The organism is Amycolatopsis sp. VC5-11, from assembly GCF_037034185.1.
Lineage (GTDB): Bacteria > Actinomycetota > Actinomycetes > Mycobacteriales > Pseudonocardiaceae > Amycolatopsis > Amycolatopsis nivea.
Window position 1 is genome coordinate 57,964 of sequence record NZ_JBAGKF010000025.1, and the last position, 12,962, is coordinate 70,925.

The window sequence follows — 12,962 nt, forward strand, 5'->3', positions numbered from 1 at the left end:
GATTGTCCGGTGGAAATCGCAGCGGAATTGGTGGCGCTGGTCCTGACGGTTCTCCTGGTGACCGTCGTCGCGCGCCGGATGGACTGGTCGGCTCCGCTGTGCCTGGTCGCGGTCGGCGTCGGGGTGTCGTTCGTCCCGGGGGTGCCGCAGTACGAACTGGACCCGGAGATCGTCCTCATCGGGCTGCTGCCGCCGCTGCTGTACTCCGCGTCGATCCAGACGTCGCTCGTCGCGTTCCGCAAGCTGCGCGGGCCGATCGCGCTGCTGTCGGTCGGGCTGGTGGTGTTCACCGCGTTCGGCGTCGGGCTGGTCGCCTGGCTGGTCGTGCCGGGATTGCCGCTGGCCGCCGGGATCGCGCTGGGCGCGGTCGTCGCGCCGCCGGACGCGGTGGCGGCGAGCGTGGTCGCCCGGCGGGTCGGGATGCCGCGCAAGCTCGTCCGGCTGCTGGAGGGCGAAAGCCTCTTCAACGACGCCGCCGCGCTCGTCGCGCTGCGGACCGCGATCGCGGCGATCGCCGGCGCGGTCAGCCTCTGGCAGGTCGGTCTCGACTTCCTCCTCGCGGCCGTCGGCGGGATCGTCGTCGGCTTCCTCGTCGGGCTGATCGTGACGTACGTGCGCGCGAAGCTGGAAGACACGATCACCGACACCGCGCTGTCGTTCGCGGTTCCCTTCGCGGCGTACCTGCTCGCCGAGGCGGTGCACGGATCCGGCGTGCTGGCGGTGGTCGTCACCGGGCTGATCCAGGGGCACCAGACGCCGCGGATCCAGTCCGGTCCGTCGCGGCTGGCCAGCAGGCTGAACTGGGAGACCGTCCAGTTCCTGCTGGAGAACATGGTCTTCCTGCTGATCGGCCTGCAGGTGCGGGGCATCCTGCACGAGGTCGGCAAGAGCGGGCTGTCGCTGTGGCAGCTCGCCGGGATCTGCGCCGCGGTGCTCGCCGCGACGATCCTCACGCGGATGCTGTGGATGGTCGGCATCGGCGTGGTGAAACGGCTCCTGAAAACCTTGGGCCTGGAACGCGGCAAGGTGTGGCCGTGGCGCTATTCCGCGGTGATCGCGTGGGCCGGGATGCGCGGCGTGGTCACGCTCGCCGCCGCGTTCGTGCTGCCCGCGGACACTCCGCAGCGCGCGGTGCTCGTGCTGGCCGCGGTTGTCGTGGTGGCCGGGACGCTCGCGGTGCAGGGCATGACGCTGCCGCCGCTGATCCGCCGCCTGCGGCTGCCCCGGCCGGACCCGGCGGAGGACGCGCTGCAGGAAGCCGCCGTGCTGCACGACATGACCCGCGCCGCGCTCGCGAAGCTGGAGGAACTGCGCCGCCCGGAAGACCCGCCCGAGGTGATCGAGCGGCTGCGCGACCGGTTGCAGGACCGGTCCGACTCCGCGTGGGAACAGCTCGGCAGGCAGAGCACGCTCGCGGAAACCCCCAGCGACGCCTACCGTCGGCTGCGCGTCCAGCTGCTCGAAGCCGAACGCGACGTGTTCCTGAAGGCACGCGACCGGGGCAGTGCTGACGACGCGGTGCTGCGCCGCGTGCTGGCTCGCCTCGACATCGAAGAATCCATGCTCGACCGCGACGAGGAGGAACCCCCGGTGGCCGAACGCGAACTCAGCACGCCCGCCGCCACGGCCGGGTCCTGCAAGCACCTCAGCCACGCATGGCCGGACAAGGAGCCCAGCACCCGGGATTCCTGCGCCGAATGCGTCGAGGCCGGGATGACCTGGGTGCACCTGCGGATGTGCCTCAAGTGCGGGCACGTCGCGTGCTGCGACTCGTCGCCGGGCAAGCACGCCTCGCAGCACTTCCACGAAACCCTGCACCCGGTGATGCGCAGCTTCGAGCCGGGCGAGACGTGGCGGTGGTGCTTCGTGGACAAGCAACTCGGGTGAGCCGACCGGTTAGGGTCGGGGCATGAGCACGCCCGAACAGGAAGTCGAGTACCGCCAGCACCGCTTCAGCCCGCCCTCGGGCGCCACCGAGATTTTCCTGGTGCGCCACGGGGAATCGATGCCGCAACGGCTCAGCGAGCCGTTCGATCTCGTCAACGGACAGGCCGACCCGGACCTCGCGCCGGAAGGCCGCGACCACGCCGCCCGCGTCGGCGAGCGGCTGGCCTCAGAACGCATCGAAGCGCTGTACGTCACCACGTTGCGGCGCACCGCGCAGACCGCCGCGCCGCTGGCGGAAAAGCTCGGCCTCACCCCGGCCGTCGAGCCGGACCTGCGCGAGATCAACCTCGGCGAATGGGAGAACGGGCTGTTCCGCAAGCACACCGCCGAGGGGCATCCGCTCGCGCGGAAGCTGTGGGAAGAACAGCGGTGGGACGTCCTGCCCGGCGCGGAATCCGACGAGGCGTTCGGCCTGCGGATCCGGGCCGCCATCACCCGCATCGCCGCGGCGCATCCGGACCAGCGGGTCGCGGTGTTCACCCACGGCGGCGTGATCGGCGAGGCGTTCGCGCAGGCGAGCCGCGCGCTGGAGCGGTTCGCGTTCCTGGGCGCGGACAACGGCTCGATCTCGCACCTCGTGGTGCACGGCGAGAACTGGCTGATCCGCGGCTTCAACGACCGGTCTCACTTGGCCGCCCCGCTCGGCTGAGCGCGCTCGTCGCGGCGGACGAACCCCGCCGCGACGAGCTGTACCGTCACCAGCACCGCGATCGCCTCCGCGGCCAGCAGCCCGATGAGCACCAGCACCTGCGTCGTCCCGGCTTGGAGCGGGCTCGCCCCGCCCAGCAGCACGCCGACGTACGCGCCCGGCAAGGTCACCAGGCCGACCGTCCGGGTCTGATCGAGCGCCGGGATCAACGCGTGCCCCGCCGACGGACGGCAGATCTCCAACGCGGCGTGCCGGGGCAGAAATCCCAGCGCCAGAGCGGCTTCGTACTCGCCGTGGCGTTGCTTGAGTTCGTCGAGCGCACGGCGGGCCGCCTGCGAGGTCGCGGTCATCGAGCCGCCGATCACGATCCCTGCGACCGGCACGACGGCAATCGGCTTCGCCGGAACGACGCCCGACCCGAGCACGAGCGCCAGCACCGGAAGCACGCCGGACGCCAGCGAAAGCGCGACCCACCCGATCCGCCGCGGCACCCCGATCCGGCCGGCGGACGTCGCGGCGGCGATGGAGAACATCGCGAGGACGAACAGGCCGGTCAGCCAGCCCGACCGCAGGATCACCGTGATGACCAGCGAAACGAGCGCGAGCTGCCCCACGGCGCGGACAGCCGCGACGAGCACCGCCCGCCCTTGCCCGAGCTGCCCGAACCGGACGACCGCCGCGCCCGCGAGCGCCAGCACCACGAGCACGGCGATCAGCGCGGGCCCGAATCCGATCGCACCGTTCACGGGGGTGATCCTGCCGCAGGCCCGGGTTCGGGGCGGTGAAGCGGGCCGCTTTCGCTCGTCGACGCTGCGGGGCTTCCCGGGCGGGCACGGCGAAGGTTCGCGAGGACAGCTTGGCGTGCTGGCGATTGGACGGGCTCGCTCTGCCACCTGCGCGGCCCGGCGAGCTTGAAGCCGCCCTGGTCACACGCTTCCGCGAGAGCAACTCGGCGCGCTGCAGCCGGGCGGGATCCGTCCCGCCGATGCCTGCGCGGCCCCGGAGAGCTTCACACCGCCCCGATCACGCGCTTCCGCGAGAACAACTTGGCGTGCCGCAAGCAGGCGGGTCCGCTCCGCCGATGCCCCGCGCCCCCGGAGGCCTTCCAACCTGAGTCAGGCGCTGCAGCTGAGCTGCCGCCCCTCCCCGGCCACCGATTTCTCCGCGACCACCTGCCCGTCCACCCGGATCCGGCACAGCAGCGCCCCCGTGCTCTGCGCGACCAGGCTGCTGAACACCGGCTGCTCGGCGGGAGCCTTCCGCTGCACGGTCACCGACCAGGGCAGCCGCACCTCGGCCTGTTGTTCGAGGTCGCCGCCGGTCGCGACGTAGGTGAGGTTGTGCGCGACGTCCTCGCCGGCCAGTTCGTAGACGACCGTGCGGGTCACCTCGCGCACGATCGCGGGTTCGACGGTCACCGACGGCACCGACGCGGCCGGTGCGGGCCGGTCCGGGGTCGCTTTCGGCATGACGTACCACGCGACAGTGACCGCGACGGCGATGACGCCGACCACGACCACCGCGCTTCCGAGCGGCCGCAGCCTGCCCGATTCCCCCCGGGCCGCCGTGGGCCGGGTCGCGCCAGGAACACCCATGGAGAGGTCTTCTCTTCTCGAGCGCACTTCCCGCGAGTGCGACGTCTGGTTCTTCGCCAGACCGTTACACGGCGTTAGCCAACCCGAGAAAATCAGCTCCATTTCACCCTGATGGGGGTAGGGGACGTGCGCGTACGAGCGCGATCACCACGCACGATGCCGATGACGCTCGCGCATCCCCCGGTTGACGCAGGGTGATCAGTCGACGAGCCCGGCGTCGGCCAGCATCCGCAGCACGCGCTGTCCGGCGGGAGGGCAGGCGGCGGCGTCCGCGGCGCGCAGCCAGGCGGCCTCGGCGATCTCCGCCGACGGCTCCGGTTCGCCGGCGTGGTCGGCGGTGTAGCAGGTCATCCGGACGCGGCGGCCGTCGGCGAATCCGTCCGCCTGCTCGTCGAGCAGCGCGAAGAAACGGAAGCTGAGCGGGTCGAGCGCGACGCCCAGTTCCTCGCGGATCTCCCGGCACAGCCCCTCGACGTCGCCCTCCCCCGGTTCGCGCTTGCCGCCGGGGAGATAGAACTTTTCCTTGCCGGTCGTGCGGACGGACAGCAGCCGCCGGTCCCGCACGTGGACCCAGGCCAGGGCATCGATCGGGGTCATGGGCGCCATTTTGTCGTACCCGCGAGGGATGATCGCGGGGTGTACTCGGAAAGCCCGCCGCCGCACTCGCTGCGCCGCCTCGTGCGGTGCCGCTGGGAGTCGGCCGAGCCCGGCCCGAAGCGGATCGTCCCGGACGGCTGCGTGGACCTGGTCGCCGGTGCCGGCCAGGTGTTCGTGGCCGGACCGGACACGACTGCGTGGACGTCGGTGTTCCCGCCCGGCACGCGGCTGCGCGGCCTGCGCTTCCGGCCGGGCGCGGCGGCCGCGATGCTCGGCGTGGGCGCGGACGATCTGCGCGACAGCCGCGTCTCGCTGCCGGACCTGTGGAACCGCCGCGGCGCGGCTCTCGCGGACGAAATCCTCAGCGGCCGCGACCTCGCCGACGCGATGGCCGACATCGCGACGGAGCAGGCAGCTGCCGCGGATCCGGTGGTGGAGCGGATGCTGGCGCACCTCGCCGCCGAGGCTGCCGGGATTCTGGGCCAAGGCGAAGGAGAAGCACCCGCCGCTGGGCAATCGACGCACCCGGGCGTGCGACCGTCATCGAATGCCGCCGACCACTCTGACTGGCCTCCGGCTCAACCGAGCCGAAGCGAACGGCAGGCACGTCGGCTGTTCACCCTCGCGGTCGGCTACGGACCGGCCACCTACCGGCGCATCCTGCGCCTGCAACGAGCCATCGCGTTGGCACCCGCCACCGCAACCCTCGCCGAGCTGGCCGTCGCAGCCGGGTACTCCGATCAGCCGCACCTCACCCGCGAATGCCGCGCGCTCACCGGCCTCACCCCGGGCGCTTACTTCGCCGGGCGCCTCACTCCGCCGCCAAATCCTGTTGGCGCGCAAGGAAATGCGCCGTCTCCACGGTAGCCGGATACAACGCTCGGTAATGCGCGTAAAACTCGTCGTACCGGTCCGCCCGAACCGGATCCGGCTCGATCACCTCGGCAACCGGGTTCCACGCCTCGATATCCGGCTCCAGCCCGATCGCCACCGCCGCCAGGTACGCGTCCCCGAAGCACGCGCCGACAGTTTCCGTCGGAAGATGCTGCGGCGTCCGGGTCACATCGCTGACGATCCCCGTCCACACCCGTCCCTGCGTGCCGCCGCCGACCGCTACCAACCGGCGCGCGGGAGCGCCCATCGCGGAAAGGTTGTGCCGCACCCCGTATGCCGTCCCCTCCAACGCCGCGCGGTACAGCTCCGCCCGGCCGTGCGAGGTGGTCAGCCCGGCGATCAGGCCGCGCGCCAACGGATCCGGCACCGGAGTCCGCTCGCCCGCGAAGTACGGCAGCATCAGCAATCCGCGGCTGCCTGCCGGAACCCGACCGGCCGAAGCGACGAGCTCGGCGAAGTCGCCGTCGAAGAGTTCCCGCAGCCAGTCGGTGATCGCGCCGGACGTCGCCATCCCCGCCGCCAGCGAAAAGCTGCCCGGGAGAACCCCGCGCGTCGCCCACAGCCCGGACACCGGACGGGCCTCGGCGACGGCCTGGACGAGGAACATCGTGGTGCCGTACATGACCATCGTGTCGCCGGGGTCGCGCACCCCCGCGCTGGTCGCCTCGGCCCACGCGTCGATCGTGCCGCAGGTGACCGGCAATCCCGCCGGCAACCCGGTCTCGGCGGCCGCCGCGGCGGTGACGGTGCCGACGACCTCGGTCGGCCAGGCGAGCCGCGGCAGGTCGATCCCCGGCGCGACGAGCGCGGACCAGTCCTCCGCCCAGCCGCCCGCGCGCAGGTCGTACATCGGGTCGCACTGGCTCGCCGAATGGTGGTCGAGCACGTATTCGCCGGTCAGCCGCCGCACGAGGTACGAACTCGCCATCAGGAACTGCCGGGCCCGCGCGGCGACGTCGGATTCGTGCCGGTACAGCCACCGCCACTTCGGGCCGACCGCCTGGCTCGACAGCGCGCTCCCGCAGCGTTCCACAATGGACTCTTCGCCGAGTTCGGCGGTCAGCTCGGCGATTTCCGCACCCGCCCGGGTGTCGACGCCGTAGAGAATCGCCGGGCGCAGCGGACGGCCGTCGGCGTCCGCGGGCAGCAGCACCGGGCCGATGCCGCTCACCGCGAGCCCGGCGGGTTTCTCGCCGCCGGCCAGCAATTCGCGCACCAGCTCGGCGAACCCGGCCCACCACACGGTGTCGGCGTCGTGCTCGAACCAGCCGGGGCGCGGGCGGGAGGTGCTGTGCGGGCGGGCGGCGCGCGCCAGTACAGTGCCGTCCGCACCCACGAGGACGCCTTTCGAACTGGACGTGCCGATGTCGATGCCGAGCAACGGGCCCGGTTGCATCGCAGCACCCCCGGCAATCGGACGGTAAACGATTACCGGGACGGTATTCTGCGGTCACCGGGGTGTCAAGGAAGCCAGGACGAGGAGGCTCGGTGGCCACGATCAGCGACGTCGCCGCCAGGGCGGGCGTCTCGACCGCCACGGTGTCGCGGACCCTGAACGGCAAGTCCACAGTGGACCCGGAGCTGGCCGCCCGGGTGCTCGAGGCCGCCGAGGAGCTCGGCTATCACCCGAACGGACTGGCGAGAAACCTGCGCCGCCAGGAAACCGCGGTGCTCGCGCTGATCATCTCCGACGTCGAGAACCCGTTCTTCACCTCGATCGCGCGCGGGGTCGAGGATCTCGCGCAGGTGTCCGGGTATTCCGTCGTGCTCTGCAATTCCGACGAGAACGAGGACAAGGAGCGCCGGTACCTCGACGTCGCGCTGCAGGAACGCGTCGCGGGCGTGCTGCTCTCCCCCACCGGACCGGCCACGAGCGTCACGCGGCTGCGCAGGCTCGGCATCCCGGTGGTCGCGGTCGACCGGCCGCTGCCCGGCACCGACGGCGACCAGGTGCTCGTCGACACCCGCCGCGCCGCCCGGCAGGCGGCCCGGCACCTCGTCGCGAACGGCTACCGGCGGGTGGCGTGCCTGACCGGGCCGTCCGGCGTGCGCACCGCCGACGACCGGCTGTCGGGCTACCTCGACGCGGTCGGCGAGGAGAACGCGGTCTTCCGCCGCGCCGAATACCGCGCGGAAGGCGCGCGCCACGCCGCCGGGGACCTGCTGGACCAGCCGGAGCCGCCGGACGCGCTGCTGGTCGCCAACAGCACGATGGCGATCGGGGTGCTGGAGGCGCTCGCGGAACGGCGCCTGCGGGCCGGGCGCGACATCGGCATCGTCTCGTTCGACGACGCCCCGTGGACGACGCTCATCGACCCGCCGCTGACGGTCGTCGCGCAGCCGGCGTACGAGATCGGCCGGGTCGCCGCCCAACTGCTGCTGGCCCGCATCGCCGACAGCACCCGCGAGCCGGTCACCACGACCCTGGACGCGCAGCTGATCGACCGGCAGAGCTCGCACCGCTGACCGGACTACCGCGCAACGGCGGCACCCGGCGAACTGCGGCGGGGCCTCGTGCGTGGCAATGCCGGTTAGAACCGGCCTTGCCGCTCACGAGAAGCCGCAGGAGACCGGAGGATGGGACCGGCGTCTGAGACCGTCCGAGGGCGGCGGACGATCCGACGAGCCGGGAAGACCCGGCGAAACCCGCCGAAGACGTCCGAGACGAGAGCGCGATGCGAGGGGAAACGACGTGCCTGGCGGCCCGGCGGAGTTCCGCCGAGCCGCCAGGCACGCCCCACCCCCTGTCCCCCCAGCGTCCGCCGCGGACGGCGGAGCACGGGCCGCACCCGAGGGCGGGAAACCGATTACTCGTTCGCAACGTAAATCGGCGGTCCGGGAGTGTCAAGCACTCGAAAGCCTGGACAAGCCACCCGGTGCGGGGCAGACTGGCCCGAACTCGCCTACCCATCGTGTTGACTTCTGTGCGATGCGTGTCGATCTTTGGTGAATTCACCCACAAAAAGGCGAGAAACCGCACGAACCCGCACACACGCGCTAGGCTGAGCGTATGTCGATAGCGCTGGAGAACGTTCTCGCAAGAGCCGGCCTCAAAGCCGACGCGAACGAGTTTCTCACGCTCGTGGAGGACGCGGCCCGAAGGCTGTCGCCGCCCAACCCCGACCCCTCGCACTACTTCTCCCCCGACCAGCGCGCCGCGCTGACCGACGCGGGGCTCGACCTGAGCCCGCGCGACGAGGGCGAACCGGACTTCCGCGCGCGCACCGTCGCCGCGCACGCCGTGCTCGCCGATTCCGCGCTTTCGGTCGGCCAGGCCGCCGAGATGCTGAACGTCGACGACAGCCGGATCCGGCACCGCCTCAAGGAAGGCAGGCTCACCGGCTGGAAGGACCAGGGCTGGCGGCTGCCCGCGTGGCAGTTCAACGGCGCGGGCGTGCTGCCCGGCCTCGAAACCGTGCTGCGCGCCGTCCCGGAAGACCAGCCCGCGCTGGTCGTCGCCGCGTTCATGAACACCCCGCAGTCCGACCTGGTGATCAGCGACCGGCCGGCCACGCCGCGGCAGTGGCTGCTCGCCGGCGGCGACCCCGAGCAGGTGGCCCGGCTCGTCGCCACGCTCGGCTCGCCGTTCTGACCCGCTGACCTTCCCCGCCTGCGCGCCGCCCGCCCACCGCGGCGCAGGCCCGCCCCCTGCCCCGACACAGGACGGACGACCTCCCCCGCATGGCCCGGCTCCCCTCGCCTCCGGCGCGGTCTGCTCTGGTCAAGGGGCTGGACCGCAGCCACGACGTGGTTTCGGTGCAGCCCGAGACCCGGCTGGTCCGCATCTTCACCGCACACGGCAACCATCCGCAGCAGTGGAACACCTTCCGCTACACCGGCCCGCTCCCGCACGGCCGGTTCGACCAGCAGCAGCCCGGCCGCGGCGGCCGTCCGGTCACCGACCCGGGCAACGGCGTGCTGTACTTCGGCCTGACCGTGCGCACGAGCGTCGCCGAGGTGTTCCAGACGACCTCGACGGTCGACCGCACGACGCGCGGCCCGCGGCTGGTCGTGGTGCGCCCGACGCGCGTGCTGCGACTGCTCGACCTCACCGGGCTGTGGCCCACCCGGGTCGGCGCGTCGCAGGAGATCTCCAGCGGCCCGAAAAAGATCACCCAGGCGTGGGCGCGGGCGATCCGCGGCGCGATGCCGGACCTCGACGGGCTCTGGTACCGCTCGTCGATGGACGCGGGCAAGCCCTCGTTGTGCCTGTGGGACCCGCCCGCGGGCGCGGCGCTGCCGATCGCCCCGGACGTCCTGCTTCCGCTGGACCATCCGGGGCTCGACGTGCCGCTCGGGCGGGTGTGCGAGGAGCTGAACTACACGCTGCTCAGCTGAGGTGCCGGGACCACCAGGCCAGCACCGCCTCGAACCGCTGCACCCGGTGCCGCGGCTTGCCGGAGCGCGTCAGCTCGTGCCCCTCGCCGGGGAACAGCAGGAACTCCGTCTCGACGCCGGCCTGGCGCAGCGCCACGAACTGCCGCTGCGCCTGCTCCAGCGGGCACCGCCAGTCCTGCTCGGAATGCACGACGGCGAACGGGATCCGCACGTCGGCGGCGTAGCTGAGCGGGCTGCGGCGCCGCTGCTCGTCGGGGTCCGCGCCGACGTAGCCCTCGGTGAAGTAGTAGCCGATGTCGGAGCTGCCCGCGAAGGAGTCCCACGCGTTCACCGCGCGCTCGCTCCACGCCGCGCGGAACCGGTCCGGGTGCTTCGCGGCGACCCAGCTCGTCATGAACCCGCCGTAGGAACCGCCCATGATCCCGGTCCGCGACGCGTCGAGGTCCGGCCGCTCCAGCGCCTTGTCGAGCAGGGCGAGCACGTCGTCGACGTCGACGGTGCCCATGTTGTGCACGACCGAAGTACCGTGCGACTGCCCGTATCCGGCCGATCCGCGCGGGTTGCCGAGCACGACGGCGAACCCGGCCGACGCGTACACCTGCGCCTCGTCGAACACCGTCCATTCCTGCTGGGCGAACGGCCCGCCGTGCACCACGCGCAGCACCGGGTGCGGGCCCTCGCCGTCGGGAAGGACGAGCCAGCCGTGCACCGGGTAGCCGTCCGGCGCGGTCGTTTCGAGCTCCACGACCTCGCAAAGACCCTTGTCCCGCAACGGCTTCGAGTAATCGGTGAGCACGCGCGGGCCGTCTAAGCCGAGCACCACCAGCTCGCCCGCGGTGTCCAAATCGGCCACTACCGCGACAACCGTGTCGCCGTCCGCGGCGAATCCGTGGACCGCCGAATGCCCGGCGTGCAGCACGCGCAAGTCGTCGAGCTTCGTACCGTCGGCATCCGTCGGGATCGCCCGCAGTTCCACCGCACCGCGGTTGCGCACCGCGACCAGGACCTCGTCGCCGAGCGGAAGCGCCGGGCCGGAGCCGGGCTCGACGTCGACGGTCTCCACATCGGTCAGCCGCCGCGGTTTCCCGTCCGGCACGACTGCGTACAGCCCGATGTTGGAAGCGACGACGACACCGTCCTCATGGGACGTGCCGAAGAAGTAGAGCGTGCCGTCCGGCGCGTACACCGGCTGATCGGCGTACCCGGCGCAAGCGGCCAGCACCTCGGGGGCGCCACCGTCGACCGGGAACGCAACGAGGTCGTGCTCGCGCGTTTCCGTCCGGTCGAAGTCGTGCGGCACGGTCACGACCACCCGCTCGCCGTCCGGCGTCCAGACCGGCTGGTTCACGCTGTAGTCGCGCGGCGTCACCGCTTCCGGCTCGCCCTCTTCGAAGGTGTCGAGCACGTACAGCCGCTTGGGCCGGTCGCGCAGGAAGCCGACGTTGTCGATGCGGTAGTCGAGCCGCGTGATCAGCCGCGGCGCCTCGGCGGCGGGCTCCGGCGTGCGCTCGTCGGCGTCCTCGGTGCCGTAGCGGCCCGGCTCGGCTTCCCGCGCGGTGAACGCGAGCCAGCGCGAATCCGGGGCCCACACCGGCGCGTCCGCACCGAGGTGCAGCGACGTGAGCTTCCGCGATTCGCCGCCGTCGACGGGCATCACGTGCACCTGCGGACTGCCTTCCGCGCCCTTCCCGTCGCCGGCGCGCAGGAACGCGACCCACCGGCCGTCCGGCGAGATGGCCGGCGACGAATCGCGCGGACCCTGCGTCCACGGCGATTCGCCGCCGGACAGCGAGATCCGCCGGATCGCGCTGCGGTACTGATCGGTTTCCAGGTCGGGACTGCTCACCGCGGCGAGCAGGAGATCACCGCGCAGCGCGGGACGGCCGGGGACGGCGAGGACTTCGATGTCGGCAGGACGCATGCCGACGACCGTACCCGATCCTTAGCAAGGCAAACGACCTATTTCGCCTCTACCGCCCGGCGTTCGTCGCGCTTGGCCTTCGCCAGGCTCAGCACCGTGGTGACGGTGAGGACCACGACGATCACGCCGAGGGACATCCAGTTGTTGATGTCCAGCCAGTCCGGCGCGAGGTGGTACTCGTGCAGCGCGTGGATCACGAGCTTCGCCCCGATGAAGGCGAGGATCACCGCGAGGCCGTAGCTGAGGTACACGAGCTTCGTGACCAGCCCGCCGAGCAGGAAGTACAGCTGCCGCAGGCCCATCAGCGCGAACGCGTTGGCGGTGAAGACCAGGAACGCCTCCTGGGTGATCCCGAAGATCGCCGGGATGGAGTCCACCGCGAACAGCAGGTCGGCCGAGCCGATCGCGACGATCACCAGCAGCATCGGGGTGATCTTCCGCTTGCCGTCTTCCTTCACCAGGTACTTGTGGCCGCGGTAGTCGTCGGTGACCGGGTAGAGCTTGCGCACCCAGCGGGTGAGCGCGTTCTCGTGGTACTCCTCCTCGTCGCCGTTGCCGCGCAGCATGCTGATCGCGGTCCAGACGAGCACCGCGCCGAAGACGAAGAACACCCACACGAACTGGTTGATCAGCGCCGCGCCGACCGCGATGAACACGCTCCGCATGCCCAGCGCGAGCAGGATCCCGACGAGCAGCACGCGGTGCTGGTGGATCGCGGGCACCTTGAACGAGGTCATGATGATCATGAAGATGAACAGGTTGTCCACGCTCAGCGAGTACTCGGTGATGTACCCGGTGAAGAACTGGACGCCGGGGTCGTGCCCGGCGAAGAACCAGATGCCCGCTCCGAACAGGACGGCGCAGGCGATGTAGAAGATCACCCAGCGAGCGGCCTCGCCGGTGGTCACCTCGTGCGGCTTGTGGTCGACGATCACCAGGTCGATGGCGATCAGCGCGAGCAGCCCGCCGACTGTCGCGAACCACAGCCACAGGGGGACGGTCATCTCTGAAACCTCCGGAT

At 71.5% G+C, this 12,962-nt stretch carries 12 protein-coding genes; 6 read left to right on the plus strand and 6 right to left on the minus strand.

Annotation, left to right across the window (positions count from 1 at the left end; translation table 11 throughout):
- Positions 1-9: 9 nt before the first annotated feature.
- Together WA670_RS41170 and WA670_RS41175 are read left to right on the plus strand one after the other, a co-directional pair.
- Positions 10-1,887, plus strand: a complete 1,878-nt coding sequence (locus WA670_RS41170) for a Na+/H+ antiporter (RefSeq protein WP_336161533.1) — start codon at positions 10-12, stop codon at positions 1,885-1,887.
- Positions 1,888-1,909: 22 nt separating this feature from the next.
- On the plus strand, positions 1,910-2,596 hold the full coding sequence (locus WA670_RS41175; RefSeq protein ID WP_336161535.1) for a histidine phosphatase family protein: 687 nt from the start codon (positions 1,910-1,912) through the stop codon (positions 2,594-2,596).
- On the opposite strand, the gene WA670_RS41180 is transcribed toward WA670_RS41175, so the two are convergent.
- The 3 genes from WA670_RS41180 to WA670_RS41190 all read right to left on the minus strand — a co-directional run bounded on the left by WA670_RS41180 (position 2,572) and on the right by WA670_RS41190 (position 4,788).
- The gene (locus WA670_RS41180) at positions 2,572-3,342 is read right to left on the minus strand and encodes an ABC transporter permease (protein ID WP_037818132.1); all 771 of its coding nucleotides are present in this window, start codon (positions 3,340-3,342) and stop codon (positions 2,572-2,574) included. The genes WA670_RS41175 and WA670_RS41180 overlap by 25 nt on opposite strands.
- A 369-nt stretch (positions 3,343-3,711) precedes the next feature.
- Positions 3,712-4,191, minus strand: a complete 480-nt coding sequence (locus WA670_RS41185; protein WP_037818131.1) for an MmpS family transport accessory protein — start codon at positions 4,189-4,191, stop codon at positions 3,712-3,714.
- A 198-nt stretch (positions 4,192-4,389) separates the two neighbouring features.
- Positions 4,390-4,788 (minus strand): NUDIX hydrolase, encoded by a 399-nt coding sequence (locus tag WA670_RS41190; protein ID WP_037818130.1) that lies wholly within the window; start codon positions 4,786-4,788, stop codon positions 4,390-4,392.
- A gap of 39 nt (positions 4,789-4,827) precedes the next feature.
- Between WA670_RS41190 and WA670_RS41195 the strand changes: the two genes are divergently transcribed.
- A complete protein-coding gene (locus WA670_RS41195) occupies positions 4,828-5,655 on the plus strand; it encodes an AraC family transcriptional regulator (protein ID WP_336161539.1) in 828 nt (275 codons plus the stop codon).
- Here WA670_RS41195 and WA670_RS41200 read toward each other — a convergent pair.
- Positions 5,600-7,078 carry an FGGY-family carbohydrate kinase gene (locus WA670_RS41200; protein ID WP_336161541.1) on the minus strand — a complete coding sequence of 493 codons (1,479 nt, stop codon included), beginning with the start codon at positions 7,076-7,078 and terminating at the stop codon, positions 5,600-5,602. The two genes, WA670_RS41195 and WA670_RS41200, sit on opposite strands and share 56 nt — an antisense overlap.
- A gap of 92 nt (positions 7,079-7,170) precedes the next feature.
- On the opposite strand from WA670_RS41200, the gene WA670_RS41205 reads away from it, so the two are divergent.
- The 3 genes from WA670_RS41205 to WA670_RS41215 all read left to right on the plus strand — a co-directional run bounded on the left by WA670_RS41205 (position 7,171) and on the right by WA670_RS41215 (position 10,020).
- Positions 7,171-8,148 carry a substrate-binding domain-containing protein gene (locus WA670_RS41205; RefSeq protein ID WP_037818128.1) on the plus strand — a complete coding sequence of 326 codons (978 nt, stop codon included), beginning with the start codon at positions 7,171-7,173 and terminating at the stop codon, positions 8,146-8,148.
- 544 nt (positions 8,149-8,692) lie between these two features.
- A complete protein-coding gene (locus WA670_RS41210) occupies positions 8,693-9,274 on the plus strand; it encodes a hypothetical protein (RefSeq protein ID WP_037818127.1) in 582 nt (193 codons plus the stop codon).
- A gap of 89 nt (positions 9,275-9,363) precedes the next feature.
- Entirely contained in the window at positions 9,364-10,020 is a 657-nt protein-coding gene (locus tag WA670_RS41215; RefSeq protein ID WP_037818125.1) for an RES family NAD+ phosphorylase, read from the plus strand.
- Here the strand turns inward: WA670_RS41215 and WA670_RS41220 are convergent.
- On the minus strand, positions 10,013-11,941 hold the full coding sequence (locus tag WA670_RS41220; RefSeq protein ID WP_037818124.1) for a S9 family peptidase: 1,929 nt from the start codon (positions 11,939-11,941) through the stop codon (positions 10,013-10,015). The two genes, WA670_RS41215 and WA670_RS41220, sit on opposite strands and share 8 nt — an antisense overlap.
- A gap of 38 nt (positions 11,942-11,979) precedes the next feature.
- On the minus strand, positions 11,980-12,945 hold the full coding sequence (locus WA670_RS41225; RefSeq protein ID WP_037818122.1) for a TerC family protein: 966 nt from the start codon (positions 12,943-12,945) through the stop codon (positions 11,980-11,982).
- Between the last annotated feature and the right edge of the window lie 17 nt (positions 12,946-12,962).

Bases quoted from the DNA above. Each gene is read 5' to 3' on its own strand.
- WA670_RS41225 (WP_037818122.1), bottom strand. From the start codon at position 12,945: ATGACCGTCCCCCTGTGGCTGTGGTTCGCGACAGTCGGCGGGCTGCTC.
- WA670_RS41175 (WP_336161535.1), top strand. From the start codon at position 1,910: ATGAGCACGCCCGAACAGGAAGTCGAGTACCGCCAGCACCGCTTCAGC.
- WA670_RS41215 (WP_037818125.1), top strand. From the start codon at position 9,364: ATGGCCCGGCTCCCCTCGCCTCCGGCGCGGTCTGCTCTGGTCAAGGGG.
- WA670_RS41210 (WP_037818127.1), top strand. From the start codon at position 8,693: ATGTCGATAGCGCTGGAGAACGTTCTCGCAAGAGCCGGCCTCAAAGCC.
- WA670_RS41200 (WP_336161541.1), bottom strand. From the start codon at position 7,078: ATGCAACCGGGCCCGTTGCTCGGCATCGACATCGGCACGTCCAGTTCG.
- WA670_RS41190 (WP_037818130.1), bottom strand. From the start codon at position 4,788: ATGACCCCGATCGATGCCCTGGCCTGGGTCCACGTGCGGGACCGGCGG.
- WA670_RS41185 (WP_037818131.1), bottom strand. From the start codon at position 4,191: ATGGGTGTTCCTGGCGCGACCCGGCCCACGGCGGCCCGGGGGGAATCG.
- WA670_RS41220 (WP_037818124.1), bottom strand. From the start codon at position 11,941: ATGCGTCCTGCCGACATCGAAGTCCTCGCCGTCCCCGGCCGTCCCGCG.